The organism is Xanthomonas sp. NCPPB 4467 (assembly GCF_041475665.2).
Taxonomy (GTDB): Bacteria; Pseudomonadota; Gammaproteobacteria; order Xanthomonadales; family Xanthomonadaceae; genus Xanthomonas; species Xanthomonas dyei.
In genome coordinates, this window is sequence record NZ_CM191260.1 from 1,267,108 (window position 1) to 1,293,758 (window position 26,651).

The window sequence follows — 26,651 nt, forward strand, 5'->3', positions numbered from 1 at the left end:
GTCCCATAACAAAATAACGGGCTGCTTCACCCCGAACCGAATCGCCTAACCGCGCTACGGTCCGGTAGTAAAAGCTGGAGGGATACCCAAGCGGCCAACGGGGGCAGACTGTAAATCTGCTGGCTTACGCCTTCGGTGGTTCGAATCCACCTCCCTCCACCAGTTTCATGTTGTGGCATGCAGTTCCCGGCGCGGGAGTAGTTCAACGGTAGAACCTCAGCCTTCCAAGCTGATGGTGCGGGTTCGATTCCCGTCTCCCGCTCCATTGAACGCAAATGCATGGCATAATGCAAAACTCGCTCACGTAGCTCAGTCGGTAGAGCACCTCCTTGGTAAGGAGGAGGTCGAAGGTTCGATTCCTTTCGTGAGCACCATTACTCAATCGTCTTAAACTCCAAACGATTACCGAGAACTTGCACCCATGGCAAAAGCTAAATTCGAGCGCACCAAGCTGCACGTCAATGTCGGCACCATCGGTCACGTTGACCATGGCAAGACCACGTTGACCGCTGCGCTGACCAAGATCGGTGCAGAGCGTTTCGGTGGCGAGTTCAAGGCGTACGACGCGATCGACGCAGCACCGGAAGAGAAGGCGCGCGGCATCACGATTTCGACCGCACACGTCGAATACGAATCCCCGAACCGCCACTACGCCCACGTTGACTGCCCCGGCCACGCCGACTACGTCAAGAACATGATTACCGGTGCAGCGCAGATGGACGGCGCGATCCTGGTGTGTTCGGCCGCTGACGGCCCGATGCCGCAGACCCGTGAGCACATCCTGCTCTCGCGTCAGGTCGGTGTGCCGCACATCGTCGTGTTCCTGAACAAGGCCGACATGGTCGACGATGCCGAGCTGCTCGAGCTGGTCGAAATGGAAGTGCGCGAGCTGCTGAGCAAGTACGACTTCCCGGGCGACGACACCCCGATCATTCACGGTTCGGCGCGTCTGGCGCTGGACGGTGATCAGAGCGAAATCGGCGTGCCGGCGATCCTGAAGCTGGTCGATGCGCTGGACAGCTTCATTCCGGATCCGACCCGCGACGTCGATCGCCCGTTCCTGATGCCGGTCGAAGACGTGTTCTCGATCTCTGGCCGCGGCACCGTGGTGACCGGTCGTATCGAGCGTGGCATCATCAAGGTTGGCGACGAAATCGAAATCGTCGGTATCCGCGATACGCAGAAGACCACGGTCACCGGCGTTGAGATGTTCCGCAAGCTGCTGGACCAGGGTCAGGCAGGCGACAACGCCGGTCTGCTGCTGCGCGGCACCAAGCGTGACGACGTCGAGCGCGGCCAGGTGCTGTGCAAGCCGGGTTCGATCAAGCCGCATACCGAGTTCGAAGCCGAAGTTTACGTGCTGTCCAAGGATGAAGGTGGTCGTCATACCCCGTTCTTCAAGGGCTACCGTCCGCAGTTCTACTTCCGTACCACCGACATCACTGGCGCCTGCCAGCTGCCGGAAGGCGTGGAAATGGTGATGCCGGGCGACAACGTGAAGATGGTTGTGACGCTGATCAACCCGGTCGCGATGGACGAAGGTCTGCGCTTCGCAATCCGCGAAGGTGGCCGCACCGTCGGCGCCGGCGTGGTTGCCAAGGTCATCAAGTAAGCAATGCCTGCAGTTCGGCGGCCTCGGTCGCCGAATTTGCGCGAATGGCGGGCCGGCTGAACCGCGGTCCGCCTTCGTTGTCTTAGGGTTTGCGGTAAACGAGTACATACGCCAGTAGCTCAATTGGCAGAGCAGCGGTCTCCAAAACCGCAGGTTGGGGGTTCGAGTCCCTCCTGGCGTGCCACTCCTCTTTCCGGCCCAGCGATTCGGGTCAGATCGGTAACTAGAGCCGGATGAATAGCAAAATCGAGCCTTCCAAAAGCGCGTCTGCTGCCAGCGCTGATATCGTGAAATACGCTGTCTCCGCGATCCTGGTGGTTGCGGGGTTATTTGTGTGGTTCTGGTTTTCTGCGCCGGAGCGGGCCACGCAGTTGGGAGCCTGGACGCCGCAGTTGCGTGCGCTGGCTGTCATCGTCGGGTTGGTGGCAGGTGCATTTGTCTTTCTGGGAACCGGCAAAGGCCGGGAAACCCGCGAATTCATGTCCGAATCCAGGTTTGAGTTGCGTAAGGTGGTCTGGCCGACGCGTCAGGAAGCCATTCGCACCACCTGGGTTGTGATTGTTGTTGTGATCATTCTGAGTTTGCTGTTGGGCGGCTTCGACTTCGTCATCCAGAAGCTCACGCAGTGGTTCCTGGCTCGTTGAGGAGAATCAAGCAGTGAAGCGTTGGTACGTCGTTCACGCCTATTCAGGCTTTGAGAAATCGGTTGCGCAGGCATTGCGCGATCGCATCGTTCGCACCGAGATGGAGGATCGTTTCGGTGACGTGCTGGTGCCGACCGAGGAAGTCATCGAAATGCGCGCCGGCCAGAAGCGTCGGTCCGAGCGCAAGTTCTTCCCCGGCTATGTGCTGGTGCAGATCGAGACCCACGAAGAAGCCGGTATTCCACGCATCGATAATGAAAGCTGGCACTTGGTGAAGGAGACTTCCAAGGTGATGGGTTTCATCGGCGGTACGGCTGATCGTCCATTGCCGATTCGCGACGAAGAAGCCGATGCGATCCTGCAGCGTGTTCAGGATGGCGTCGAAAAGCCGCGTCCGAAGGTGCTATTCGAGCCGGGTCAGATGGTGCGTGTCACCGATGGTCCGTTCAACGACTTCAATGGCGTTGTCGAAGAAGTCAACTACGAGAAGAGCCGGTTGCGTGTCGCCGTGCTCATCTTTGGCCGCTCCACGCCGGTCGAGCTCGAGTTCGGTCAGGTCGAGAAGGGCTGACCTGGGCGGGCGCCTGCTAGGCGCCTGCTTTAAATGCTGCTATAGTGCGCGGCTCGCTGACCTGGCGACCGCCGGGAAATAATGGCTGCCGCATGGCAGCCATCTGCGTGTGGTACACAGCGCGACGCCGGGACGCGTGATTCTCCCGGTCCGATGGGGAGCCTGTTGTCAGGCGTTAGCACCCGGAGAGTATCGAAATGGCTAAGAAGATCACTTCCTTCATCAAGTTGCAGGTTAAGGCCGGTCAGGCCAATCCTGCACCGCCGGTCGGCCCTGCACTGGGTCAGCGCGGTCTGAATATCATGGAATTCTGCAAAGCGTTCAACGCTGCGACTTCCAAGCTGGAGCCGGGTCTGCCGACGCCAGTGATCATCACCGCGTATTCCGACCGTACCTTCACTTTCGTCACCAAGAGCACGCCCGCCAGCGTGTTGCTCAAGAAGGTGGCAGGTGTTACTTCCGGTTCGAAGCGTCCCAATACCGACAAGGTTGGCAAGGTGACGCGCAAGCAGCTGGAAGAGATCGCCAAGACCAAGGAAGCCGATCTGACGGCAGCCGAGCTCGAAGCGGCAGTTCGCACGATTGCGGGTACTGCCCGCAGCATGGGTTTGACGGTGGAGGGCTAAGATATGGCACAGAATAAGCGCGTTAAGGCCATTGCGGCCGCTGTCGTCCCGGGCAAGAACTATGCCTTCGAAGACGCAATCAAGATCCTGAAGACCGCCACCAAGGCCAAGTTCGTCGAATCCATCGACGTTGCCGTGCGCCTGGGCGTTGACGCCAAGAAGTCCGACCAGCAGGTGCGCGGTTCGACCGTGCTGCCGGCCGGTACCGGCAAGAGCGTGCGCGTTGCAGTGTTTGCGCCGGCGGGCGCCAAGGCTGACGAAGCCCTGGCTGCAGGCGCCGAAGCGGTGGGCATGGACGACCTGGCCGAGAAGATGCAGGCCGGCGATCTGAGCTACGACGTAGTCATCGCGACTCCGGACGCGATGCGCGTTGTCGGTAAGCTCGGCACCCTGCTGGGTCCGCGCGGCCTGATGCCGAACCCGAAGGTCGGCACCGTGTCGGCGAATCCGGGCGAAGCGGTCAAGAACGCCAAGTCGGGCCAGGTGCGTTACCGCACCGACAAGGCCGGCATCATCCACTGCACCATCGGCAAGGCCAGCTTCGACGACGAAGCGCTGAAGTCGAACCTGCAGGCGCTGCTGCTGGATCTGGTCAAGGCCAAGCCGGCCACCTCGAAGGGCACCTACCTGCAGAAGGTATCGGTCAGCTCGACGATGGGCCCGGGCGTGACGGTTGATCAGTCGAGCCTGTCGCTGAAGTAATCGAATGCGTCGGGCGTCATGCGCCTGACGTGTTTGTGCAGTACTGCATTGTTTTTCCGGCCCGGGTAACCGTGTGCTGGAAGTCCGTTCCCTCCTTTAGGGTAACGGACATTTTGAAGGCGATCGCCGGCGTGTCCGGCGGTAGCCGTCAAAGACCGCAGGCGCGGTCAGCGCAGATCGACGACGGGCAGGGATGCTCGCACTGGCATGGAGTCGCCGTCGATGCAGCGGGATCGCTTAATTGGTTCGTTTCGAACTGGCCGGCGTAGATGGTGTCGCCCTTCTGGAGTTTTCTGGTTTACGCGCGTCTGGGACATCCCGGATCGAGTCCACTCCAGGTCTAGAACGGCCACCAAAGGAACATCGGTCGATGTTCCCGGCTTCCAGGACGGAAGCTGCCCTGGACCGCAACCGGCAGGAGCCGCGAGCGGAGTAGTTTGAAGCCGGGATTGGAGATTCGGCGTTGGGGATTGGCAGGAGCTGCTGCATGGCTTTCGGCGAATCCCGAACCGCTCATCTCACATCTCAGCTTTAACGGAGGAGTGCAATGGCTCTCAATCTGTCCCAGAAGCAAGAAGTAGTCGCCGAGCTGGCAGACATCGCCGCCAAGGCCCACTCCCTGATCGCCGCCGAATACGCTGGCACCACGGTCTCCCAGATGACCGCGATGCGCAAGCAGGCCCGCGAAACCGGTGTGTTCTTGAAAGTTGTCAAGAACACCCTGGCCGTGCGTGCCGTCGAAGGTACCGAATTTGCTGTCGCGTCTGACAAGCTGGTTGGTCCTTTGGTGTATGCGTTTTCGATGGAGGAGCCCGGCGCTGCCGGTCGCCTGATCAAGGAATTCGCCAAGAGCAACGACAAGCTGCAGGCCAAGGTTGTGGCAATCGGCGGGGAACTGTTCCCGGCGAGCCACGTCGACGTGTTGGCTTCGCTGCCGACCCGTGACCAGGCTCTGGCCATGCTGGCCCGCGTGCTGTCCGAACCGGCTGCCATGTTCGCCCGTGCCGTCAAGGCCGTTGGCGACAAGCAGGGCGGTGGCGACGAAGCCGCCGAGCCGGTCGCCGAGACTGCCGAAGCTTGATGTCCTAGCGTCTGCTAGAAACCATTCCAGAATTAATTTCTAAAAGGTAATCACAATGTCCCTTACCAACGAACAGATCGTCGACGCCATCGCCGAGAAGTCCCTGATGGAAGTGATGGAGCTGGTCAAGGCCATCGAAGACAAGTTCGGCGTCTCCGCCGCCGCTCCGGTCGCTGCCGCTGCAGCTGGCCCGGCTGCTGTGGTCGAAGAGCAGACCGAGTTCAACGTGGTGCTGGTCAACTGCGGCGCCAACAAGGTCGGCGTCATCAAGGCCGTCCGTGCCGTGACCGGCCTGGGTCTGAAGGAAGCCAAGGATCTGACCGAAGCCGGTGGCATCCTGAAGGAAGGCGCGTCCAAGGACGAAGCCGAGAAGATCAAGAAGGAACTGACCGAAGCCGGCGCGACCGTCGAAGTCAAGTAAGCAGCATCTTGCATCGCCAGCGTTTTACGGTGATGCACTGAAGGCTGGGGGCCTAAAGCCCCCGGCCTTTGGCCGTTTCGGACGTGAGTCGGGAATGGGAGTTGGAGATCTGCAACTGCAAGGTTGCGCTTTTCCGATTCCCGAATCCCCGCTCCCGATTCCCGGCCTCACCGAGTTGGTAGTTGGAAGTAGCAGGAGAAGGCGTGCTGGTGCCGGCAATACCAGCGACTTCCAACTGACAATTTTGTTATTTCAGGGCCGCCGCGACGCGGCCCCCGCAGCCTAGGGTGAAGACCTCATGACGTCTTATTCGTTCACCGAAAAAAAGCGTATCCGCAAGGATTTCGGTAAGCAGCGCTCGATTCTCGAAGTGCCGTTTCTGCTTGCCATCCAGGTGGATTCCTATCGCGAATTCCTGCAGGAAGATGTGGAGCCGACCAAGCGCAAGGACCTCGGTCTGCATGCTGCTCTGAAGTCGGTGTTCCCGATCTCCAGCTACAGCGGCAATGCTGCGCTCGAGTACGTGGGCTACAAGCTGGGTCAGCCGGTGTTTGACGAGCGCGAATGCCGTCAGCGCGGCATGAGCTATGGCGCGCCGCTGCGCGTGACCGTGCGTCTGGTGATCTACGACCGCGAGTCGTCGACCAAGGCCATCAAGTACGTGAAGGAGCAGGAGGTCTATCTCGGCGAAATCCCGCTGATGACCGGCAACGGTACCTTCATCGTCAACGGCACCGAGCGCGTGATCGTGTCGCAGCTGCACCGCTCGCCTGGCGTGTTCTTCGACCACGACCGTGGCAAGACGCACAGCTCGGGCAAGCTGCTGTACAGCGCCCGCATCATTCCGTACCGCGGTTCCTGGCTGGACTTCGAGTTCGACCCGAAGGATGCGCTGTTCACCCGTATCGACCGTCGCCGCAAGCTGCCGGTGTCGATCCTGTTGCGCGCGCTTGGCTACAACAACGAAGAGATGTTGGCCGAGTTCTTCGAGATCAACACGTTCCATATCAATCCGGACGAAGGCGTGCAGCTGGAGCTGGTGCCGGAGCGTCTGCGTGGTGAAACGCTGAACTTCGACCTGGCCGATGGCGACAAGGTCATCGTGGAAGCGGGCAAGCGCATCACCGCCCGTCACGTCAAGCAGCTGGAAGCCGCCGGCGTTGCTGCGCTGGCCGTGCCGGACGACTACCTGGTCGGCCGCATCCTGTCGCACGACGTGGTCGATGGTTCGACCGGCGAACTGCTGGCCAATGCCAACGACGAGATCAGCGAAGACCAGTTGGCTGCCTTCCGCAAGGCCGGCGTCGACGCGGTCGGCACCCTGTGGGTGAACGATCTTGATCGCGGTCCGTACCTGTCCAACACCTTGCGCATCGATCCGACCAAGACGCAGCTCGAAGCGCTGGTCGAAATCTACCGCATGATGCGTCCGGGCGAGCCGCCGACCAAGGAAGCCGCGCAGAACCTGTTCCACAACCTGTTCTTCACCTTCGAACGCTACGACCTGTCCACGGTCGGCCGCATGAAGTTCAACCGTCGCGTCGGCCGCAAGGAAGTGCTGGGCGAGTCGGTGCTGTACGACAAGAAGTACTTTGCCGAGCGTAACGACGAAGAATCCAAGCGTCTGGTCGCCGAGCACACCGACACCTCCGACATCCTGGAAGTGATCAAGGTGCTCACCGAAATCCGCAACGGTCGCGGCGTGGTCGATGACATCGATCACCTGGGCAACCGTCGCGTGCGTTCGGTCGGCGAAATGGCCGAGAACGTGTTCCGCGTGGGCCTGGTCCGCGTCGAGCGCGCGGTCAAGGAGCGTCTGTCGATGGCGGAGTCGGAAGGTCTGACCCCGCAGGAACTGATCAACGCCAAGCCGGTGGCCGCCGCGATCAAGGAATTCTTCGGTTCCTCGCAGCTGTCGCAGTTCATGGACCAGAACAACCCGCTGTCGGAAGTGACGCACAAGCGTCGCGTGTCCGCACTGGGCCCGGGCGGTCTGACCCGCGAGCGTGCAGGCTTCGAAGTGCGCGACGTGCATCCGACCCATTACGGCCGCGTCTGCACCATCGAAACGCCGGAAGGCCCGAACATCGGCCTGATCAACTCGCTGGCCGTGTTCGCCCGCACCAACCAGTACGGCTTCCTCGAGACGCCGTACCGGAAGGTGCTGGACGGCAAGGTCTCCGACGACGTCGAATACCTGTCGGCGATCGAAGAAAACGAGTACGTGATCGCCCAGGCGAACGCGCTGACCGACGTCAAGAACATGCTCACCGAGCAGTTCGTGCCGTGCCGGTTCCAGGGCGAGTCGCTGCTCAAGCCGCCGGCAGAAGTCCACTTCATGGACGTGTCGCCGATGCAGACAGTGTCGGTCGCAGCGGCGCTGGTGCCTTTCCTGGAACACGATGACGCCAACCGCGCACTGATGGGCGCCAACATGCAGCGCCAGGCCGTGCCGACGTTGCGTTCGCAGAAGCCGCTGGTCGGTACCGGCATCGAGCGTGCGGTTGCGCGCGACTCGGGCGTGACCGTCAACGCGCTGCGTGGTGGCGTGATCGAGCAGATCGATGCGGCCCGCATCGTGGTCAAGGTCAACGAGGCAGAAATTGGCGGCGGCACCGATGCCGGCGTGGATATCTACAACCTGATCAAGTACACCCGCTCCAACCAGAACACCTGCATCAACCAGCGTCCGCTGGTGAATGTGGGCGACGTGATCGCGCGCGGCGACGTGCTGGCCGACGGCCCGTCCACCGACATCGGTGAGCTGGCGCTGGGTCAGAACATGCTGATCGCCTTTATGCCGTGGAACGGCTACAACTTCGAAGACTCCATCCTGCTCTCCGAGCGCGTGGTGGAAGAGGATCGTTACACCACGATCCACATCGAAGAGCTGACCTGCGTTGCACGCGACACCAAGCTGGGGCCGGAGGAAATTTCCGCCGACATCCCGAACGTGTCCGAGCAGGCCTTGAACCGTCTGGACGAAAGCGGCGTGGTGTACATCGGTGCGGAAGTGCGCGCCGGCGACATCATGGTCGGCAAGGTCACGCCGAAGGGCGAAAGCCAGCTGACCCCGGAAGAAAAGCTGCTGCGTGCGATCTTCGGTGAGAAGGCGTCCGACGTGAAGGACAGCTCGCTGCGCGTGCCCCCGGGCATGGACGGCACCGTCATCGACGTGCAGGTCTTCACCCGCGACGGCATCGAGAAGGACAAGCGTGCGCGCCAGATCGAAGAATCCGAGATCAAGCGCGTCAAGAAGGACTTCGACGACCAGTTCCGCATTCTGGAAGCGGCCATCTACGCACGTCTGCGCTCGCAGATCGTGGGCAAGGTCGCCAATGGCGGTCCGAACCTGAAGAAGGGCGACAACGTCACCGACGCGTATCTTGACGGGCTGAAGAAGTCCGATTGGTTCCAGCTGCGCATGAAGGACGAAGACGCTGCCGACGCCATCGAACGCGCGCAGAAGCAGATCCAGGCGCACGAGAAGGAATTCGAAGCACGCTTTGCCGACAAGCGCGGCAAGATCACCCAGGGCGACGACCTCGCACCGGGCGTGCTGAAGATGGTCAAGGTGTTCCTGGCGGTGAAGCGTCGCATCCAGCCGGGCGACAAGATGGCAGGCCGCCACGGCAACAAGGGTGTGGTCTCCAACGTCGTGCCTGTCGAAGACATGCCGTACATGGCGACCGGCGAGCCGGTGGACATCGTGCTGAACCCGCTCGGCGTGCCGTCGCGTATGAACATCGGCCAGATTCTGGAAGTGCATCTGGGCTGGGCCGCCAAGGGCTTGGGTCGCAAGATCCAGCGCATGCTGGAAGCACAGGCCGCGGTCAGCGAGCTGCGCAAGTTCCTGGACGACATCTACAACCACGACAGCGCGATCAATGCGCAGCGTGTGGATCTGTCGCAGTTCAGCGATGAGGAGCTGCTCAACCTGGGCAAGAACCTGATCGACGGCGTGCCGATGGCCACCCCGGTGTTCGACGGTGCCAGCGAAGCGGAAATCAAGCGCATGCTGGAACTGGCCGAACTGCCGCAGAGCGGTCAGACCCAGCTGTACGACGGTCGCACCGGCGAAGCGTTCGATCGCAAGACCACGGTCGGTTACATGCATTACCTGAAGTTGAACCACTTGGTCGACGACAAGATGCATGCCCGTTCGACCGGCCCGTACTCGCTCGTGACCCAGCAGCCGCTGGGCGGCAAGGCGCAGTTCGGTGGTCAGCGCTTCGGCGAAATGGAAGTCTGGGCGCTGGAAGCCTACGGCGCGGCCTACACCCTGCAGGAAATGCTGACGGTGAAGTCCGACGACGTGCAGGGCCGCAACCAGATGTACAAGAACATCGTCGATGGTGAGCACGAGATGGTCGCGGGCATGCCGGAGTCCTTCAACGTGTTGGTGAAGGAAATCCGCTCGCTGGCGATCAACATGGAACTGGAAGAGTGATCGAGCTGGATCCAGGCGCCGTCATGCGGTGCCTGGATCCGGAACGTAATGCCCTCGGTTTCATCTCAGATACGAAATTCCTCCGACCCGGAGATATCCAATGAAAGACCTGCTCAACCTCTTCAATCAACAGCGCCAGACGCTGGATTTCGACGCGATCAAGATCGCGCTGGCATCGCCTGACCTGATCCGTTCGTGGTCCTACGGCGAAGTGAAGAAGCCCGAAACCATCAACTACCGCACCTTCAAGCCGGAGCGTGACGGCCTGTTCTGCGCCGCGATCTTTGGCCCGATCAAGGATTACGAGTGCCTGTGCGGCAAGTACAAGCGCATGAAGCACCGTGGCGTGGTCTGCGAAAAGTGCGGCACCGAAGTCACCCTGGCCAAGGTGCGTCGCGAGCGCATGGGTCACATCGACCTGGCCTCGCCGGTCGCGCATATCTGGTTCCTCAAGTCGCTGCCCTCGCGTATCGGTTTGATGCTGGACATGACCCTGCGCGACATCGAGCGCGTGCTGTACTTCGAAGCCTACGTGGTCACCGAGCCGGGCCTGACCCCGCTCGAGCGCCGCCAGCTGCTGACCGAAGAGCAGTATCTGACCGCACGCCAGGAGTACAACGACGACTTCGACGCCGCCATGGGCGCCGAGGCCGTGTACGAGCTGCTGCGCACCATCGACCTGCAGTCGGAAATGACCCGTCTGCGCGAAGAAATCGCCAGCACCGGTTCGGAAACCAAGCTCAAGCGTCTGACCAAGCGCATCAAGTTGATCGAAGCCTTCCTGGAATCGGGCAACCGTCCGGAGTGGATGGTCATGACCGTGCTTCCCGTGCTGCCGCCGGACCTGCGTCCGCTGGTGCCGCTGGATGGCGGCCGCTTCGCGACCTCGGATCTGAACGATCTGTACCGCCGCGTGATCAACCGCAACAACCGTCTGCGTCGCCTGCTGGAGCTCAACGCTCCGGATATCATCGTGCGCAACGAAAAGCGCATGCTGCAGGAATCGGTCGATGCGTTGCTGGACAACGGCCGTCGCGGCCGTGCCATCACCGGCACCAACAAGCGTCCGCTGAAGTCGCTGGCCGACATGATCAAGGGCAAGCAGGGCCGGTTCCGTCAGAACCTGCTCGGCAAGCGTGTGGATTACTCCGGTCGTTCGGTCATCACCGTCGGTCCGTACCTCAAGCTGCACCAGTGCGGCCTGCCGAAGAAGATGGCGCTCGAGCTGTTCAAGCCGTTCGTGTTCGCCAAGCTGCAGCGTCGCGGCCTGGCCACCACCATCAAGGCCGCCAAGAAGCTCGTCGAGCGCGAAGAGGCCGAGGTGTGGGACATCCTCGAAGAAGTCATTCGCGAGCATCCGGTGCTGCTGAACCGTGCGCCGACCCTGCACCGTCTGGGCATCCAGGCGTTCGAGCCGGTGTTGATCGAAGGCAAGGCCATCCAGCTGCATCCGCTGGTATGTACCGCCTTCAACGCCGACTTCGACGGTGACCAGATGGCTGTCCACGTGCCGCTTTCGCTGGAAGCCCAGCTGGAAGCGCGTGCGCTGATGATGTCCACCAACAACATCCTGTCGCCGGCCAACGGCGAGCCGATCATCGTGCCGTCGCAGGACGTGGTGTTGGGCCTGTACTACATGAGCCGCGCCCTGGAGAACAAGAAGGGCGAGGGCATGGTGTTTGCGAACACCAGCGAAGTGAAGCGCGCCTACGACAACCGCGTGGTGGAACTGCACGCCAAGGTCAAGGTCCGCATCACTCAGGTGGACGTCGACGCCGTCGACGGCAAGCGCACCAGCGGCACCTCGATCGTGGACACCACGGTCGGTCGTGCGCTGCTGAGCGAAATCCTGCCCGAAGGCCTGCCGTTCCAGCTGGCCAACACCGAGATGACCAAGAAGAACATCTCGCGTCTGATTAACTCCAGCTACCGTCTGCTGGGCTTGAAGGACACCGTCGTGTTCGCCGACAAGCTGATGTACACCGGTTATGCCTACGCCACCCGCGCAGGCGTGTCGATCGGCATCGACGACATGCTGATCCCGGATGAGAAGAAGGGCATCCTCACCGAGGCTGAAGCCGAAGTGCTGGAAATCCAGGAGCAGTACCAGTCGGGCCTGGTCACCGCCGGCGAGCGTTACAACAAGGTCGTGGACATCTGGTCGCGTACCAGCGAGCGCATCGCCAAGGCGATGATGGACACCATCGGTACCGAGAAGGTTGAAAATGCCAAGGGCGAAACCATCGACCAGAAGTCGATGAACTCGCTTTACATCATGGCCGACTCCGGTGCGCGTGGTAGCCAGGCGCAGATCCGTCAGCTGGCCGGTATGCGCGGCCTGATGGCGCGTCCGGACGGCTCGATCATCGAGACCCCCATCAAGGCCAACTTCCGCGAAGGCTTGAACGTGCAGGAGTACTTCAACTCCACCCACGGTGCGCGTAAGGGTCTGGCCGATACCGCGTTGAAGACCGCGAACTCGGGTTACCTGACCCGTCGTCTGGTCGACGTCGCGCAGGACGTGGTGATCACCGAAGTCGATTGCGGCACCACCGAAGGGTTGATCATGACCCCGATCGTGGAAGGCGGCGACGTGGTGGAGCCGTTGAAGGAGCGCGTGCTGGGCCGTGTCGTGGCCGAGGACGTGTACCTGCCGGGCAACGACGAAGAGCCGATCGTCACCCGCAATACGCTGCTCGACGAAGCCTGGGTTGCCAAGCTGGAAGACGCCAGCGTGCAGTCGGTGAAGGTGCGTTCGACCATCAGCTGCGAATCGTCGTTCGGCGTGTGCGCACGTTGCTATGGTCGCGATCTTGCACGTGGTCACCAGGTCAACATCGGTGAAGCGGTCGGTGTCATCGCCGCCCAGTCGATCGGTGAGCCGGGTACCCAGCTGACCATGCGTACGTTCCACATCGGTGGTGCGGCATCGCGTGCGGCTGCGGTGGACAACATCACCGTCAAGACCACCGGTTCGGTGAAGTTCAACAACCTCAAGTCGGTGGCGCATGCCAGCGGCGCACTGGTTGCGGTCTCGCGTTCTGGCGAACTGTCCGTGCTCGATGGCCACGGCCGCGAGCGCGAGCGTTACAAGCTGCCGTACGGCGCCACCATCACCGCCAAAGACGGCGATGCGGTCAAGGCCGGGCAGGGCGTGGCCAACTGGGATCCGCATAACCACCCGATCGTGTCGGAAGTGGCCGGTTTCATTCGCTTCATCGACTTCGTCGACGGCGTCACCGTCATCGAGAAGACCGACGAACTGACTGGCCTGGCCTCGCGCGAAATCACCGACCCGAAGCGTCGCGGTGCGCATGCCAAGGAACTGCGCCCGATCGTGCGCATCGTCGATGGCAAGGGCAACGACCTGACGATCCCCAATACGGATCTGCCGGCGCAGTACCTGTTGCCCCCGCGCTCCATCGTCAACCTGCAGGACGGCGCCGCTGTCGGCGTGGGCGACGTGGTCGCCAAGATCCCGCAGGAAGCGTCCAAGACCCGCGACATCACCGGTGGTCTGCCGCGCGTTGCCGACTTGTTCGAAGCACGCAAGCCGAAGGATCCGGCGATCCTGGCCGAGCGCTCGGGCATCATCAGCTTCGGTAAGGACACCAAGGGCAAGCAGCGTCTGATCATCAAGGACACCGATGGGTCGGAACACGAAGAGCTGATCCCGAAGTACCGCCAGATCATCGTGTTCGAAGGCGAGCATGTGACCAAGGGCGAGACTGTGGTGGACGGCGAGCCGAGCCCGCAGGACATCCTGCGTCTGTTGGGTGTCGAGCCGCTGGCCGCGTATCTGGTCAAGGAAATCCAGGACGTGTATCGCCTGCAGGGCGTGAAGATCAACGACAAGCACATCGAGGTGATCACTCGCCAGATGCTGCGCAAGGTCGAGATCACCGACCAGGGCACCAGTAAGTTCCTCAATGGCGAGCAGGTCGAGCGCCAGCGCGTCATCGAGGAAAATGTCCGCCTGGTCAAGCGCAACGAACTGCCGGCCAAGTACGATCCGGTGCTGCTGGGTATCACCAAGGCCTCGCTGGCCACCGAGTCGTTCATCTCGGCGGCCTCGTTCCAGGAGACCACGCGCGTGTTGACCGAGGCTGCCGTGCGCGGTACCCGCGACAACCTGCGCGGCCTGAAGGAAAATGTGATCGTGGGTCGCCTGATCCCGGCCGGTACCGGTCTGGCGTATCACGCCGGCCGTCGTAAGTCGTCGGGTCTGACCGACTCGGAAATGGAAACGCTGTCGGGCAAGCCTGCAGTTGCCGAACCGGTCGCAGCTGTGGCGGACGCTGGGGCGGACGAGGAGTAAGCGCTTGCGACGGCGTTCGCAAGATCGCCGTCAGCCAAGCCAGAGGAGGGCAGGAAGCCCTCCGTTTTCCGGCCTTTGGATGGGCCAGCAGGGTTGGGTTTCCGTGAAGTTGACGGAGTTTCGTCCTGCCAGCTATACTTCCCTGTCTCGGCGGGCCGTTTTTCGGCCTGCCTTCGTTTTCGTGCAAGGCCGTCTCGGCCTCTCTAATCAGAAGAATCAACTGATGACGACGATCAATCAGCTGGTCCGCAAGCCTCGGCAAGCGACCACCTACAAGAGTGCCTCCCCGGCACTGGACAAGTGTCCGCAGCGCCGCGGCGTCTGCACACGCGTCTACACCACTACCCCGAAGAAGCCGAACTCGGCCCTGCGTAAGGTTGCCAAAGTGCGCCTGACCAATCAGGAAGAGGTCATCAGCTACATCGGTGGTGAAGGCCACAACCTGCAGGAGCACTCCGTGGTCCTGATTCGTGGTGGTCGCGTCAAGGATCTTCCCGGTGTGCGTTATCACACCGTCCGTGGTTCGCTGGACGCCGCCGGCGTCGCAAAGCGCCGTCAAGGTCGTTCCAAGTACGGCGCCAAGCGCCCGAAGAGCTAAGGAAATACTCCAATGTCCCGTAAAGGTTCTACTCCGCAGCGCACCGTCCTGCCTGATCCAAAGCATGGCAGCGAAACCATTGCCCGCTTCATCAATATGGTGATGCAAAGTGGCAAGAAGTCGGTTGCTGAGAAAATTGTCTATGGCGCGATGGACGTCATTGGCGAAAAGAATCCGAATGCCGTCGAGCTGGTGCAGAAAGCACTGGACAACGTGGCCCCGGCTGTCGAAGTTAAATCGCGTCGCGTCGGTGGTGCTACCTATCAGGTGCCCGTCGAAGTGCGCTCCTCACGTCGTACAGCGCTGGCAATGCGCTGGTTGATCGATTCCGCGCGCAAGCGTGGCGAGAACACCATGCCGCGCAAGCTGGCTGCAGAACTGTTGGACGCCTCGGAAAGCCGTGGCGGCGCGATCAAAAAGCGCGAAGAGACTCACCGTATGGCGGAAGCGAACAAGGCGTTCGCACACTACCGCTGGTGACCTCGGGGGCCTTGGTAACGGGGCCCTTCAGCACCATATGAGTGCTGTTTGCGGCGCGTCTCGCGTCGCATTCAATCCGAAGGCCGCCGAAAGGCGGCGTTCGGCCATCCGAAATCCAAGAAATTGAGAGGCTCCCCGTGGCCCGCACCACCCCTATCGAGCGTTACCGCAACTTCGGCATCATGGCCCACATCGATGCCGGCAAGACCACCACTTCCGAGCGCATCCTGTTCTACACCGGTGTCAGTCACAAGATCGGCGAAGTCCATGACGGCGCTGCAGTGATGGACTGGATGGAGCAGGAGCAGGAGCGTGGTATCACCATCACCTCCGCTGCGACCACTGCGTTCTGGTCGGGCATGGATAAGTCCATGCCGCAGCATCGCCTGAACATCATCGATACCCCCGGGCACGTCGACTTCACCATCGAAGTGGAGCGCTCCTTGCGCGTGCTCGACGGTGCGGTGTTCGTGCTGTGTGCGGTCGGTGGCGTGCAGCCGCAGTCCGAGACCGTGTGGCGCCAGGCCAACAAGTATTCCGTGCCGCGCATGGCCTTCGTCAACAAGATGGACCGTACCGGTGCCAACTTCGACAAGGTCGTTGAACAGCTGAGAGCCCGTCTGGGTGCCTACGCCGTGCCGATGCAGGTGCCGATCGGCGCTGAAGACGGTTTCGAGGGCGTGGTCGACCTGTTGAAGATGAAGGCGATTCATTGGGATATCGCGTCGCAGGGCACCACCTTCGAATACGGCGACATCCCGGCCGACCTGGTCGAGATTGCGACCGAGGCGCGTTCGTTCATGGTCGAAGCGGCTGCAGAAGCCAGCGAAGAACTCATGGACAAGTACCTCAACGAAGGCGACCTGAGCGAAGAAGAGATCCTGGTGGGTCTGCGCGAGCGCACCCTGAAGGTCGAGATCGTGCCGGTGTTCTGCGGCTCGGCGTTCAAGAACAAGGGTGTGCAGGCCATGCTCGACGGCGTCGTGCATCTGCTGCCGTCGCCGGCCGACCGTCCGCCGGTTGCCGGCATCGACGAGGACGAGAAGGAAGACAGCCGTCCTGCGACCGACACCGCGCCGTTCTCGGCGTTGGCGTTCAAGATCATGACCGATCCGTTCGTAGGCTCGCTGACGTTCTTCCGTGTCTACTCGGGCACGCTGAATTCCGGCGACCAGGTCTATAACCCGGTCAAGTCGAAGAAAGAGCGCGTGGGCCGCATCCTGCAGATGCATTCCAACAATCGCGAAGAGATCAAGGAAGTGCGCGCTGGTGACATCGCCGCGGCCGTGGGTCTGAAGGACGTCACCACCGGCGACACGCTGTGTGCGCAGGACAAGATCATCACCCTGGAGCGCATGGTTTTCCCGGAGCCGGTGATCTCGATGGCGGTGGAGCCCAAGACCAAGTCGGACCAGGAAAAGATGGGTACGGCGCTGGGTCGCCTGGCGCAGGAGGATCCCTCGTTCCGCGTCAAGACCGACGAAGAATCCGGCCAGACCATCATCTCCGGCATGGGCGAGTTGCACCTGGACATCATCGTCGACCGCATGCGTCGCGAGTTCAATGTCGAGGCCAATGTCGGCAAGCCGCAGGTTGCGTATCGCGAAACGATCCGCAAGACCGACGTCAAGTCCGACTACAAGCACGCCAAGCAGTCCGGTGGTAAGGGGCAGTACGGTCACGTCGTGATCGAGCTGTCGCCGATGACCGAAGAAGATCGCAAGAGCGATAACGTCAAAGACGATTTCCTCTTCATCAACGACATCACCGGCGGCATCATTCCGAAGGAATTCATCCCCTCGGTCGAAAAGGGCCTGCGCGAAACGATCACCAGTGGTCCGATCGCAGGCTTCCCGGTGGTAGGCGTGAAGGTCAAGCTGGTGTTCGGCTCGTACCACGACGTCGACTCCTCGGAAATGGCGTTCAAGCTGGCCGCATCGATGGCGTTCAAGCAGGGCTTTGCGAAAGCCAGCCCGGTGTTGCTCGAGCCGATCATGAAGGTCGAGATCGTCAGCCCGGAGGATTACCTGGGCGACGTGATGGGCGACGTGAGCCGCCGTCGCGGCGTGTTGCAGGGCCAGGACGACAGTCCGTCGGGCAAGATCATCAATGCGATGATTCCGCTGGGTGAAATGTTCGGCTACGCGACCTCGCTGCGCTCGATGAGCCAGGGGCGTGCGACGTTCTCGATGGAATTCGACCATTACGAAGAGGCGCCGGCCAACATCGCCGACGCCGTTACCAAGAAGGGCTGAGTTCGCTCAGCCGCTTCAAAAATTTTCTAATTAGAGGTAGTAAGTCATGGCAAAAGCTAAATTCGAGCGCACCAAGCTGCACGTCAATGTCGGCACCATCGGTCACGTTGACCATGGCAAGACCACGTTGACCGCTGCGCTGACCAAGATCGGTGCAGAGCGTTTCGGTGGCGAGTTCAAGGCGTACGACGCGATCGACGCAGCACCGGAAGAGAAGGCGCGCGGCATCACGATTTCGACCGCACACGTCGAATACGAATCCCCGAACCGCCACTACGCCCACGTTGACTGCCCCGGCCACGCCGACTACGTCAAGAACATGATTACCGGTGCAGCGCAGATGGACGGCGCGATCCTGGTGTGTTCGGCCGCTGACGGCCCGATGCCGCAGACCCGTGAGCACATCCTGCTCTCGCGTCAGGTCGGTGTGCCGCACATCGTCGTGTTCCTGAACAAGGCCGACATGGTCGACGATGCCGAGCTGCTCGAGCTGGTCGAAATGGAAGTGCGCGAGCTGCTGAGCAAGTACGACTTCCCGGGCGACGACACCCCGATCATTCACGGTTCGGCGCGTCTGGCGCTGGACGGTGATCAGAGCGAAATCGGCGTGCCGGCGATCCTGAAGCTGGTCGATGCGCTGGACAGCTTCATTCCGGATCCGACCCGCGACGTCGATCGCCCGTTCCTGATGCCGGTCGAAGACGTGTTCTCGATCTCTGGCCGCGGCACCGTGGTGACCGGTCGTATCGAGCGTGGCATCATCAAGGTTGGCGACGAAATCGAAATCGTCGGTATCCGCGATACGCAGAAGACCACGGTCACCGGCGTTGAGATGTTCCGCAAGCTGCTGGACCAGGGTCAGGCAGGCGACAACGCCGGTCTGCTGCTGCGCGGCACCAAGCGTGACGACGTCGAGCGCGGCCAGGTGCTGTGCAAGCCGGGTTCGATCAAGCCGCATACCGAGTTCGAAGCCGAAGTTTACGTGCTGTCCAAGGATGAAGGTGGTCGTCATACCCCGTTCTTCAAGGGCTACCGTCCGCAGTTCTACTTCCGTACCACCGACATCACTGGCGCCTGCCAGCTGCCGGAAGGCGTGGAAATGGTGATGCCGGGCGACAACGTGAAGATGGTTGTGACGCTGATCAACCCGGTCGCGATGGACGAAGGTCTGCGCTTCGCAATCCGCGAAGGTGGCCGCACCGTCGGCGCCGGCGTGGTTGCCAAGGTCATCAAGTAAGCAATGCCTGCAGTTCGGCGGCCTCGGTCGCCGATGCAATCGGAGGGTCGGCGCAAGCCGGCCCTTTTTTTGGTTGAAGGTAGGCAATGCGAATGGGATACCGGATTCTTTTGGATAGACGCTTGCACCCCTAAAGATCCGTCGCTATAATGCGCGGCTCGGTGTCCCTGGGTAGGGCGCTGGGTTCACAGCGAAAAGAACGGCAGGACGCCGCTCGTGTTCGCCAGACCGGGAAGGTCGCGTTGCATGGAGTACTCAACAACTCAGTCGTTGTTGACCGTGCTCTAGCTGCGCATTATACTTTTCCGTCTGGGCAGGCCGGTTTACCGGTCTGCCTCAGTTTTTGGGCGGAGGAAAGCCCTCGTCGGCAGGATGCCTGGCGATTTCACCAACGCAGGAATACCGGGGCAGGTATCCCAGAGGCCTTGCCCGTCGCTCTTTTAACGAAGGAAGCTTCCGTCATGTCGGAACAAAAGATCCGGATTCGGTTGAAGGCGTTCGATCATCGTTTGATCGACCGTTCGGCCAGCGAGATCGTCGAAACGGCTAAGCGGACCGGTGCGCAAGTGCGTGGCCCGATCCCGTTGCCGACCAAGATCGAACGTTACACCATCCTCGTATCCCCGCATGCCGACAAGGATGCGCGTGACCAATACGAAACCCGCACGCACAAGCGTGTGCTCGATATCGTCGACCCCAACGACAAGACCGTGGACGCGCTGATGAAGCTCGAGCTCGCGGCTGGCGTCGACGTACAGATCAAGTTGACCTGAGGACTACGACCATGACGAAGAAATATTCGTTGGGCTTCGTGGGCCGCAAGGCTGGCATGAGCCGCGTCTTCACTGAAGATGGCCGCTCGGTGCCGGTTACGCTGATCGAAGCAACTCCGAACCGCATCGCGCAGATCAAGACCGTTGAAACCGACGGCTACAGCGCAGTGCAGATTACCGTTGGCGCGCGTCGCGCCGCACTGGTCAACAAGCCGGCCTCCGGTCACTTCGCCAAGGCGAAGGTCGAAGCGGGTCGCGGCTTGTGGGAATTCCGCGTTGAAGATGCGCAGCTCGGCGATTTCGCCGTCGGCGGCGAAATCAAGGCGGACATCTTCGAGGTCGGCCAAAAGGTCGACGTCCAGGGCGTCACCAAGGGTAAGGGTTTCCAGGGCACCATCAAGCGCTACAACTTCCGTATGGGCGATGCAACTCACGGTAACTCGCTGTCGCATCGCGCGCCGGGTTCGTTGGGTCAGCGCCAGACCCCGGGTCGCGTTTTCCCGGGTAAGAAGATGTCGGGCCACATGGGCGCCGTGCAGCAAAGCACGCAGAACCTGGAAGTGGTCAAGGTCGACGTCGAGCGTGGTCTGATTGCTATCCGCGGCGCCGTGCCTGGCGCAGCTGGTGGCGACGTGATCGTCCGTCCGGCGAGCAAGGCATAAGGAGAGATGACGATGGAACTCGTTATCACGGGTAGCAACAACAAGGTCTCGGTCTCCGATGCCGTGTTCGGTCGCGAATTCAGCGAAGATCTGGTTCACCAGGTCGTCGTCGCTTATCGCAACGCCGGTCGCGCTGGTACCAAGGCACAGAAGACGCGTTCGGAAGTTGCGGGCACCACCAAGAAGTCGAAGAAGCAGAAGGGCGGCGGTGCGCGTCATGGCGCGTTGACGGCTCCGATCTTCGTCGGCGGCGGCGTGACCTTCGCGGCCAAGCCGCGTAGCTTCGAACAGAAAGTCAACCGCAAGATGTACCGTGCGGCCATCTGCGCGATCTTCTCTGAGCTTAATCGCCAGGGTCGCCTGATGATCGTCGATGCGTTCGACGTCGAAACCACCAAGACCCAGGGTCTGATCGAGAAGTTGAAGGGACTGGATGTGGGCAAGCGCCCGCTGATCGTCACCGAAGAAGCCTCCGAGCACCTGTATCTGTCCGCTCGCAATCTGCCGTATGTGCAGGTGCGTGATGTGCAGGGTCTGGATCCGGTCGCTTTGGTCGGGGCCGATACGGTCGTGATCACCGCCGATGCGGTCAAGAAGATCGAGGAGTGGCTGGCATGAGCAGCAACGAAAAAATCTTCAGCGTGCTGCGTGCTCCGCGAGTCTCCGAAAAGACCGCGCGCCTGCAGGAAATCTCCAACCAGTATGTCTTCGAAGTTTCGAACGAAGCCACCAAGGCCGATGTAAAGGCCGCGGTTGAGCAGCTGTTCGACGTCAAGGTCAAGGCAGTCAACGTGGTCAACGTCAAGGGCAAGAGTAAGTCCTTCCGTAACCGTGCTGGCAGCCGTGGCAATTGGCGCAAGGCGTACGTCCGCCTGGTTGATGGTCAGTCCATCGACGTAACGGCCAAGGCCTGAGGTCCATCCCATGCCATTGATGAAGTTCAAACCCACCTCTCCCGGCCGTCGTTCCGCCGTGCGCGTGGTTACTCCCGATCTGCACAAGGGCGCACCGCACGCGGCGCTGCTCGATTCGCAGAGCAAGTCCGGTGGTCGTAACCACCATGGCCGCATCACCGTGCGTCACGTCGGTGGTGGCCACAAGCAGCACTACCGCATCATCGACTTCAAGCGCAACAAGGAAGGTATTCCGGCGCGTGTGGAGCGGATCGAATACGATCCGAACCGTACCGCTCATATCGCCCTGCTGTGCTACGTCGACGGCGAGCGTCGCTACATCATCGCCCCCAAGGGCCTGAAGGCTGGCGACCAGGTTGTTGCCGGTGCCAATGCACCGATCAAGACCGGTAACACGCTGCCGCTGCGTAACATCCCGGTCGGTACGACGGTGCACGGTATCGAGCTGAAGCCGGGTAAGGGCGCTCAGATCGCACGTGCTGCCGGTGCAGCCGTCCAGCTGGTCGCTCGCGAAGGCATCTATGCCACGCTGCGTCTGCGCTCGGGCGAAATGCGCAAGGTGCCGGTCGAATGCCGCGCCACCATCGGCGAAGTCGGCAACGACGAGCACAACCTCGAGAAGTTGGGCAAGGCCGGCGCCAAGCGTTGGCGCGGTATTCGCCCGACCGTTCGCGGTGCGGCCATGAACCCGGTCGATCACCCGCACGGTGGTGGTGAAGCGAAGGCTGGTCAGGGTAATCCGCATCCGGTCACCCCCTGGGGTGTTCCGACCAAGGGTTACAAGACGCGCAAGAACAAGCGCACCCAGCAATTCATCGTCCGCGATCGTAGGGGCTAATCGACCATGGCACGTTCACTCAAGAAGGGCCCGTTCGTCGATCACCACCTTGCAAAGAAGGTGGAGTCCGCTGCGGGTAGCAAGAAGCCGATCAAGACCTGGTCGCGCCGTTCGATGATCCTGCCGGAAATGGTAGGCATCACCATCGCCGTGCATAACGGCAAGAACCACATTCCGGTGCTCGTCAACGAGAATATGGTCGGCCACAAGCTCGGCGAATTTGCCGTCACCCGGACCTTCAAGGGTCACGGTGGCGACAAGAAGTCGAGCAGGTAAGGAGAGATGACGATGGAAGCGAAAGCAATCCTGCGCACCGCGCGCATCTCCCCGCAGAAGGCCCGCCTGGTCGCTGACCAGGTGCGTGGTTTGTCCGCCGAGCGTGCGGTCAATCTGCTGAAGTTCTCGGACAAGAAGGCTGCGCACCTGATCAAAAAGGTTGTGGAGTCGGCTATTGCCAATGCCGAGAACAATCAGGGCGCGGATGTCGACGAGCTGAAGGTCAAGACCATCATGGTTGATGAAGGTCCGTCCCTGAAGCGTTTCATGGCGCGGGCGAAAGGCCGCGGTACCCGCATCCTCAAGCGCACCAGTCACATCACTGTGATTGTTGGCGCCGCCAAGTAAGCGGAAAGGAAAAGACCATGGGTCATAAAGTTCATCCGACTGGAATCCGTCTTGGTATCTCCAAAGACTGGAACTCCAAGTGGTACGCAAACAAGGGCGATTTCGCTGCCTATTTGGCAGCCGACCTGAAAGTGCGTGAAATGCTGCGCAAGAAGCTCGCGCAGGCAGGTGTCAGCAAGATCTTGATCGAGCGTCCTGCCAAAACCGCCCGCGTGACGATTCATACTGCCCGTCCGGGCGTGGTGATCGGCAAGCGTGGCGAGGACATCGAAAAGCTGCGCAAGGAAGTGAGCGAGCTGATGGGCGTTCCGGCGCACATCAACGTCACCGAAGTGCGCAAGCCGGAGCTGGATGCGCAGCTGGTCGCTGAATCGATCGCGCAGCAGCTTGAGCGTCGCATCATGTTCCGCCGCGCAATGAAGCGCTCGGTCGGTAACGCGATTCGCTTGAGTGCCCTGGGCATCAAGGTCAATGTGGCTGGCCGCCTCAACGGTGCAGAAATCGCCCGTTCGGAGTGGTACCGCGAAGGTCGCGTGCCGCTGCACACGCTACGTGCCGACATCGATTACGGTTTTGCCGAGGCGTCCACGACGTACGGCATCATCGGCATCAAGGTCTGGATCTATAAGGGCGAAGTCTTCGACTTCTCTCAGGTTGGCCAGGAAAAGCAGGACGACAGCCCGCGCAACGATCGTAACGATCGCGGCGATCGTGGTGACCGCCCGTCGCGCCCGGCTCGTGAAGCGAGGTAACGGCAATGTTGCAACCCAAGCGAACCAAATATCGCAAGATGCACAAGGGCCGCAATGACGGTCTGGCATGGAGCGGAAACGCCGTCAGCTTCGGCGAATACGGCCTCAAGGCCACGGCGCACGGTCAGCTGACCGCGCGCCAGATTGAAGCAGCACGCCGCACGATCAGCCGCCACGTCAAAAAGGGCGGCAAGATGTGGATTCGTGTGTTCCCCGACAAGCCGATCACCAAAAAGCCGATCGAGGTCCGCATGGGCTCCGGTAAGGGCAACGTGGAGTACTGGGTCGCGCAGATTCAGCCGGGCCGCATGATCTATGAAATCGAGGGTATTCCCGAAGAGACCGCACGTGAGGCGTTCCGCCTTGCCGCTGCCAAGCTCTCGGTGACGACCACTTTCGTGACCCGGACGGTGCGCTGATGGATATCAAACAACTCCGCGAGAAGTCGGCTGACGAACTGAAGGCCCACCTGACCGATCTGCGTAAGGAGCAGTTCTCGCTCCGTATGCAGCAGGTCACCGGCCAGCTGCCGAAGACCCACGATACCCGCCGGGTGCGCCGCGAGATTGCTCGCGTTAAGCACCTGCTCGGCAGCACCAAGTAAGGACGGCCGCGATGAGCGACAACAACGAAAAGCAAGCGCTGCGCACGGTCGAAGGCCGTGTCGTCAGCAACAAGATGGACAAGACGGTCACCGTGTTGGTGGAGCGCCAGGTCAAGCATGCTCTGTACGGTAAGTACATCAAGCGCTCGACCAAGCTGCACGCACACGATGCCGACAATGCCTGCAATGAAGGCGACGTCGTGCGTGTGACCGAGATTGCTCCAATGTCCAAGACCAAGAACTGGCGGGTGGTCGAAATCGTCACCCGTTCGGCCGGCTAAGGGAGATCTGAATCATGATCCAGATGCAGAGCTACCTCGATGTGGCCGATAATTCGGGTGCCAAGGAAGTGATGTGTATCAAGGTGCTGGGCGGCTCGAAGCGCCGCTACGCACACATTGGCGACATCATCAAGGTGACCGTCAAGGACGCCATTCCGCGTGGCAAGGTCAAGAAAGGCGAAGTCTACGACGCCGTCGTGGTGCGTACCCGCAAGGGTGTGCGCCGTCCCGACGGTTCGCTGATCCGCTTCGATGGCAATGCCGCTGTGCTGTTGAACAATAAGCAGGAGCCGATCGGGACCCGCATCTTCGGGCCGGTGACGCGCGAGCTGCGTTCCGAGAAGTTCATGAAGATCGTCTCGCTCGCTCCCGAAGTGCTGTGAGCGGAGGACATACACATGGCTAACCGTATCAAGAAGGGCGACCAGGTCGTCATCAACACCGGCAAGGACAAGGGCAAGCAGGGTGAGGTTGTGCGTGTGGACGGCGATCGCGTGATCGTTTCCAACGCCAACATCATCAAGCGCCACACCAAGCCGAACCCGCAGGCGGGTGTCGCCGGCGGCGTGGTCGAGCGTGAAGCGTCGATCCATATCTCCAACGTCAATATCGTCAACCCGGCAACGGGCAAGGGCGAGCGCGTTGGCTTCAAGGTGCTGGAGGATGGACGCAAATTGCGTGTGTTCCGCTCCAGCGGTGAGGCGCTCGACGCCTGAGGAATGAGATCATGAATACTCGTCTCGAAAAGTTTTACAAGGAAAATGTGGTGCCGGCCCTGATGAAGGAATTCGGCTACACCAATCCGATGGAAGTGCCGAAGCTGGTCAAGGTCACGCTCAACATGGGCGTGGGCGAAGCGGCTACCAACAAGAAGATTCTTGAGAATGCGGTCGCCGACATGTCCAAGATCTCCGGTCAAAAGCCGGTGGTCACCAAGTCGCGCGTTTCGGTCGCATCGTTCAAGATTCGCGACGGTTGGCCGATCGGCTGCAAGACCACCCTGCGTCGCGCCAAGATGTACGAATTCCTGGATCGCCTGATCAACATCTCGTTGCCGCGCGTGCGCGACTTCCGTGGTGTGTCCGGTCGTTCCTTCGACGGTCGTGGCAACTTCAACATGGGTGTGAAGGAACAGATCATCTTCCCGGAAATCGATTTCGACGCCGTCGACGCGATTCGCGGTATGGATATCGCCATCACCACCACCGCCAAGACGGATGCGGAAGCGAAGGCGCTGCTGGCAGCGTTCAAGTTCCCGTTCCGTAACTGACCGTCGAGGACATCCGAAATGGCAAAGACCTCCATGATCCACCGCGACATCAAGCGTGCAAAGCTGGCGAAGAAATTCGCAGGCAAGCGTGATGCTCTGAAGAAGATTCTCTCCAGTCAGGATGCGTCCTACGAAGAGAAGATCGATGCTTCGACCAAGTTGCAGAAGCTGCCGCGCGATTCGTCGCCGAGCCGCCACCGTAACCGTTGCGAGCTGTCCGGTCGTCCGCGCGGTGTTTACCGCAAGTTCGGTCTGGGTCGCAACATGCTCCGCAAGGCCACGATGAACGGCGACGTTCCGGGTCTGCGCAAGGCAAGCTGGTAACAGCATCCCGGCCGTTCGCGGCCGGTTTGAACAGGATTGTTCTGTTCAACAACGGAGTCCGACGCAAGTCGGGCTCTTTTGTCGTATACTTCCGCTTCTGTCTTGCCCGTAGGGGCTTGGCATGGCGCCAAGGGTCCTGGCCCGTTCCCAGGAAAACACAAGATTTTCGCGAAAGCGGATATCGGTGCACTCAAAGGTACTCATATGAGCATGACTGATCCCATCGCCGACCTGCTGGTTCGCATCAAGAATGCGGCCGCGGTTGGTAAGCAGACGGTGAAATTGCCGTCCTCCAAGATCAAGGTTGCGATCGCCCAAGTCCTCAAGGACGAGGGTTACATCACCGACCTGCGCGTTACGGCCACCGAAAACAACAAGTCGGAGCTGGAAATCGTGCTGAAGTATTTCGAAGGCCGTCCGGTCATCGAGACCCTGAAGCGTTTCTCGCGCTCGGGTCTGCGTCAGTACCGCGGCAAGACCGAGCTGCCCAAGGTCCTTGGTGGCCTGGGTATCGCCATTATCTCCACGTCGAAGGGCATCATGACCGATGCGCAGGCTCGCGAAGCCGGCGTTGGTGGTGAAGTCCTGTGCTTCGTGGCCTAAGGGAAGGAATC

At 60.9% G+C, this 26,651-nt stretch carries 29 protein-coding genes and 4 tRNA genes; all 33 read left to right on the forward strand.

Annotated elements, in window-relative coordinates:
• Nucleotides 1–76: 76 nt before the first annotated feature.
• The 33 genes from ACCQ06_RS05475 to rpsH all read left to right on the forward strand — a co-directional run bounded on the left by ACCQ06_RS05475 (nt 77) and on the right by rpsH (nt 26,640).
• Nucleotides 77–162: transfer RNA gene (locus tag ACCQ06_RS05475), tRNA-Tyr, on the forward strand.
• 29 nt (nt 163–191) lie between these two features.
• Nucleotides 192–265, forward strand: a tRNA-Gly gene (locus tag ACCQ06_RS05480).
• Between the two features lie 33 nt (nt 266–298).
• Nucleotides 299–374 (forward strand) — tRNA-Thr (locus ACCQ06_RS05485).
• A 47-nt stretch (nt 375–421) separates the two neighbouring features.
• Nucleotides 422–1,612, forward strand: coding sequence for an elongation factor Tu (gene tuf, locus ACCQ06_RS05490; protein ID WP_104617719.1), 1,191 nt, complete (start codon nt 422–424; stop codon nt 1,610–1,612).
• Nucleotides 1,613–1,720: 108 nt separating this feature from the next.
• A tRNA-Trp gene (locus ACCQ06_RS05495) sits at nt 1,721–1,796 on the forward strand.
• Nucleotides 1,797–1,845: 49 nt separating this feature from the next.
• Nucleotides 1,846–2,256: a preprotein translocase subunit SecE gene (secE, locus tag ACCQ06_RS05500; protein WP_228324025.1), complete on the forward strand. Its 411-nt coding sequence runs from the start codon at nt 1,846–1,848 to the stop codon at nt 2,254–2,256.
• Nucleotides 2,257–2,269: 13 nt separating this feature from the next.
• A complete protein-coding gene (nusG, locus tag ACCQ06_RS05505; RefSeq protein ID WP_005993332.1) occupies nt 2,270–2,827 on the forward strand; it encodes a transcription termination/antitermination protein NusG in 558 nt (185 codons plus the stop codon).
• 197 nt (nt 2,828–3,024) lie between these two features.
• On the forward strand, nt 3,025–3,453 hold the full coding sequence (rplK, locus tag ACCQ06_RS05510; RefSeq protein WP_104617501.1) for a 50S ribosomal protein L11: 429 nt from the start codon (nt 3,025–3,027) through the stop codon (nt 3,451–3,453).
• A 3-nt stretch (nt 3,454–3,456) separates the two neighbouring features.
• The gene (gene rplA / locus ACCQ06_RS05515; protein WP_104617500.1) at nt 3,457–4,155 is read left to right on the forward strand and encodes a 50S ribosomal protein L1; all 699 of its coding nucleotides are present in this window, start codon (nt 3,457–3,459) and stop codon (nt 4,153–4,155) included.
• A gap of 547 nt (nt 4,156–4,702) precedes the next feature.
• Nucleotides 4,703–5,236 (forward strand): 50S ribosomal protein L10, encoded by a 534-nt coding sequence (gene rplJ / locus ACCQ06_RS05520; protein WP_055846625.1) that lies wholly within the window; start codon nt 4,703–4,705, stop codon nt 5,234–5,236.
• Nucleotides 5,237–5,291: 55 nt separating this feature from the next.
• Nucleotides 5,292–5,657 (forward strand): 50S ribosomal protein L7/L12, encoded by a 366-nt coding sequence (rplL, locus tag ACCQ06_RS05525; RefSeq protein ID WP_228324024.1) that lies wholly within the window; start codon nt 5,292–5,294, stop codon nt 5,655–5,657.
• A gap of 298 nt (nt 5,658–5,955) precedes the next feature.
• On the forward strand, nt 5,956–10,107 hold the full coding sequence (rpoB, locus tag ACCQ06_RS05530; protein ID WP_104617498.1) for a DNA-directed RNA polymerase subunit beta: 4,152 nt from the start codon (nt 5,956–5,958) through the stop codon (nt 10,105–10,107).
• A 100-nt stretch (nt 10,108–10,207) separates the two neighbouring features.
• Entirely contained in the window at nt 10,208–14,425 is a 4,218-nt protein-coding gene (gene rpoC, locus ACCQ06_RS05535; protein ID WP_104617497.1) for a DNA-directed RNA polymerase subunit beta', read from the forward strand.
• 223 nt (nt 14,426–14,648) lie between these two features.
• Nucleotides 14,649–15,023, forward strand: coding sequence for a 30S ribosomal protein S12 (gene rpsL, locus ACCQ06_RS05540; RefSeq protein ID WP_002811712.1), 375 nt, complete (start codon nt 14,649–14,651; stop codon nt 15,021–15,023).
• A gap of 12 nt (nt 15,024–15,035) precedes the next feature.
• Nucleotides 15,036–15,503, forward strand: coding sequence for a 30S ribosomal protein S7 (rpsG, locus tag ACCQ06_RS05545; protein WP_006450629.1), 468 nt, complete (start codon nt 15,036–15,038; stop codon nt 15,501–15,503).
• Between the two features lie 137 nt (nt 15,504–15,640).
• On the forward strand, nt 15,641–17,758 hold the full coding sequence (fusA, locus tag ACCQ06_RS05550) for an elongation factor G (RefSeq protein ID WP_104617496.1): 2,118 nt from the start codon (nt 15,641–15,643) through the stop codon (nt 17,756–17,758).
• 46 nt (nt 17,759–17,804) lie between these two features.
• A complete protein-coding gene (gene tuf, locus ACCQ06_RS05555; RefSeq protein ID WP_104617719.1) occupies nt 17,805–18,995 on the forward strand; it encodes an elongation factor Tu in 1,191 nt (396 codons plus the stop codon).
• Between the two features lie 461 nt (nt 18,996–19,456).
• Nucleotides 19,457–19,768 (forward strand): 30S ribosomal protein S10, encoded by a 312-nt coding sequence (rpsJ, locus tag ACCQ06_RS05560; protein ID WP_003486723.1) that lies wholly within the window; start codon nt 19,457–19,459, stop codon nt 19,766–19,768.
• An 11-nt stretch (nt 19,769–19,779) separates the two neighbouring features.
• A complete protein-coding gene (rplC, locus tag ACCQ06_RS05565) occupies nt 19,780–20,430 on the forward strand; it encodes a 50S ribosomal protein L3 (RefSeq protein ID WP_104616951.1) in 651 nt (216 codons plus the stop codon).
• Nucleotides 20,431–20,442: 12 nt separating this feature from the next.
• Nucleotides 20,443–21,048: a 50S ribosomal protein L4 gene (gene rplD / locus ACCQ06_RS05570; RefSeq protein WP_055846344.1), complete on the forward strand. Its 606-nt coding sequence runs from the start codon at nt 20,443–20,445 to the stop codon at nt 21,046–21,048.
• Nucleotides 21,045–21,344 (forward strand): 50S ribosomal protein L23, encoded by a 300-nt coding sequence (gene rplW / locus ACCQ06_RS05575; protein ID WP_002811694.1) that lies wholly within the window; start codon nt 21,045–21,047, stop codon nt 21,342–21,344. The genes rplD and rplW overlap by 4 nt, the downstream gene beginning before the upstream one ends.
• Before the next feature lie 10 nt (nt 21,345–21,354).
• Nucleotides 21,355–22,182, forward strand: a complete 828-nt coding sequence (rplB, locus tag ACCQ06_RS05580; RefSeq protein WP_316690877.1) for a 50S ribosomal protein L2 — start codon at nt 21,355–21,357, stop codon at nt 22,180–22,182.
• A gap of 6 nt (nt 22,183–22,188) precedes the next feature.
• On the forward strand, nt 22,189–22,458 hold the full coding sequence (gene rpsS, locus ACCQ06_RS05585) for a 30S ribosomal protein S19 (RefSeq protein WP_005993369.1): 270 nt from the start codon (nt 22,189–22,191) through the stop codon (nt 22,456–22,458).
• 12 nt (nt 22,459–22,470) lie between these two features.
• Nucleotides 22,471–22,806, forward strand: a complete 336-nt coding sequence (rplV, locus tag ACCQ06_RS05590) for a 50S ribosomal protein L22 (RefSeq protein ID WP_002811686.1) — start codon at nt 22,471–22,473, stop codon at nt 22,804–22,806.
• 17 nt (nt 22,807–22,823) lie between these two features.
• The gene (rpsC, locus tag ACCQ06_RS05595; protein ID WP_104616952.1) at nt 22,824–23,558 is read left to right on the forward strand and encodes a 30S ribosomal protein S3; all 735 of its coding nucleotides are present in this window, start codon (nt 22,824–22,826) and stop codon (nt 23,556–23,558) included.
• A 5-nt stretch (nt 23,559–23,563) separates the two neighbouring features.
• The gene (gene rplP, locus ACCQ06_RS05600; protein WP_003486706.1) at nt 23,564–23,977 is read left to right on the forward strand and encodes a 50S ribosomal protein L16; all 414 of its coding nucleotides are present in this window, start codon (nt 23,564–23,566) and stop codon (nt 23,975–23,977) included.
• Entirely contained in the window at nt 23,977–24,162 is a 186-nt protein-coding gene (gene rpmC / locus ACCQ06_RS05605; protein ID WP_055846121.1) for a 50S ribosomal protein L29, read from the forward strand. The genes rplP and rpmC overlap by 1 nt, the downstream gene beginning before the upstream one ends.
• 11 nt (nt 24,163–24,173) lie before the next feature.
• Nucleotides 24,174–24,443, forward strand: a complete 270-nt coding sequence (gene rpsQ, locus ACCQ06_RS05610) for a 30S ribosomal protein S17 (RefSeq protein ID WP_005993374.1) — start codon at nt 24,174–24,176, stop codon at nt 24,441–24,443.
• 14 nt (nt 24,444–24,457) lie between these two features.
• The gene (gene rplN / locus ACCQ06_RS05615) at nt 24,458–24,826 is read left to right on the forward strand and encodes a 50S ribosomal protein L14 (protein ID WP_003486699.1); all 369 of its coding nucleotides are present in this window, start codon (nt 24,458–24,460) and stop codon (nt 24,824–24,826) included.
• 15 nt (nt 24,827–24,841) lie between these two features.
• The gene (rplX, locus tag ACCQ06_RS05620; RefSeq protein ID WP_006450639.1) at nt 24,842–25,159 is read left to right on the forward strand and encodes a 50S ribosomal protein L24; all 318 of its coding nucleotides are present in this window, start codon (nt 24,842–24,844) and stop codon (nt 25,157–25,159) included.
• 11 nt (nt 25,160–25,170) lie between these two features.
• The gene (rplE, locus tag ACCQ06_RS05625) at nt 25,171–25,713 is read left to right on the forward strand and encodes a 50S ribosomal protein L5 (protein ID WP_010371090.1); all 543 of its coding nucleotides are present in this window, start codon (nt 25,171–25,173) and stop codon (nt 25,711–25,713) included.
• An 18-nt stretch (nt 25,714–25,731) separates the two neighbouring features.
• Nucleotides 25,732–26,037 carry a 30S ribosomal protein S14 gene (gene rpsN / locus ACCQ06_RS05630; protein ID WP_005917137.1) on the forward strand — a complete coding sequence of 102 codons (306 nt, stop codon included), beginning with the start codon at nt 25,732–25,734 and terminating at the stop codon, nt 26,035–26,037.
• Between the two features lie 204 nt (nt 26,038–26,241).
• Nucleotides 26,242–26,640: a 30S ribosomal protein S8 gene (rpsH, locus tag ACCQ06_RS05635; protein ID WP_010371096.1), complete on the forward strand. Its 399-nt coding sequence runs from the start codon at nt 26,242–26,244 to the stop codon at nt 26,638–26,640.
• The last annotated feature ends 11 nt before the right edge of the window (nt 26,641–26,651 follow it).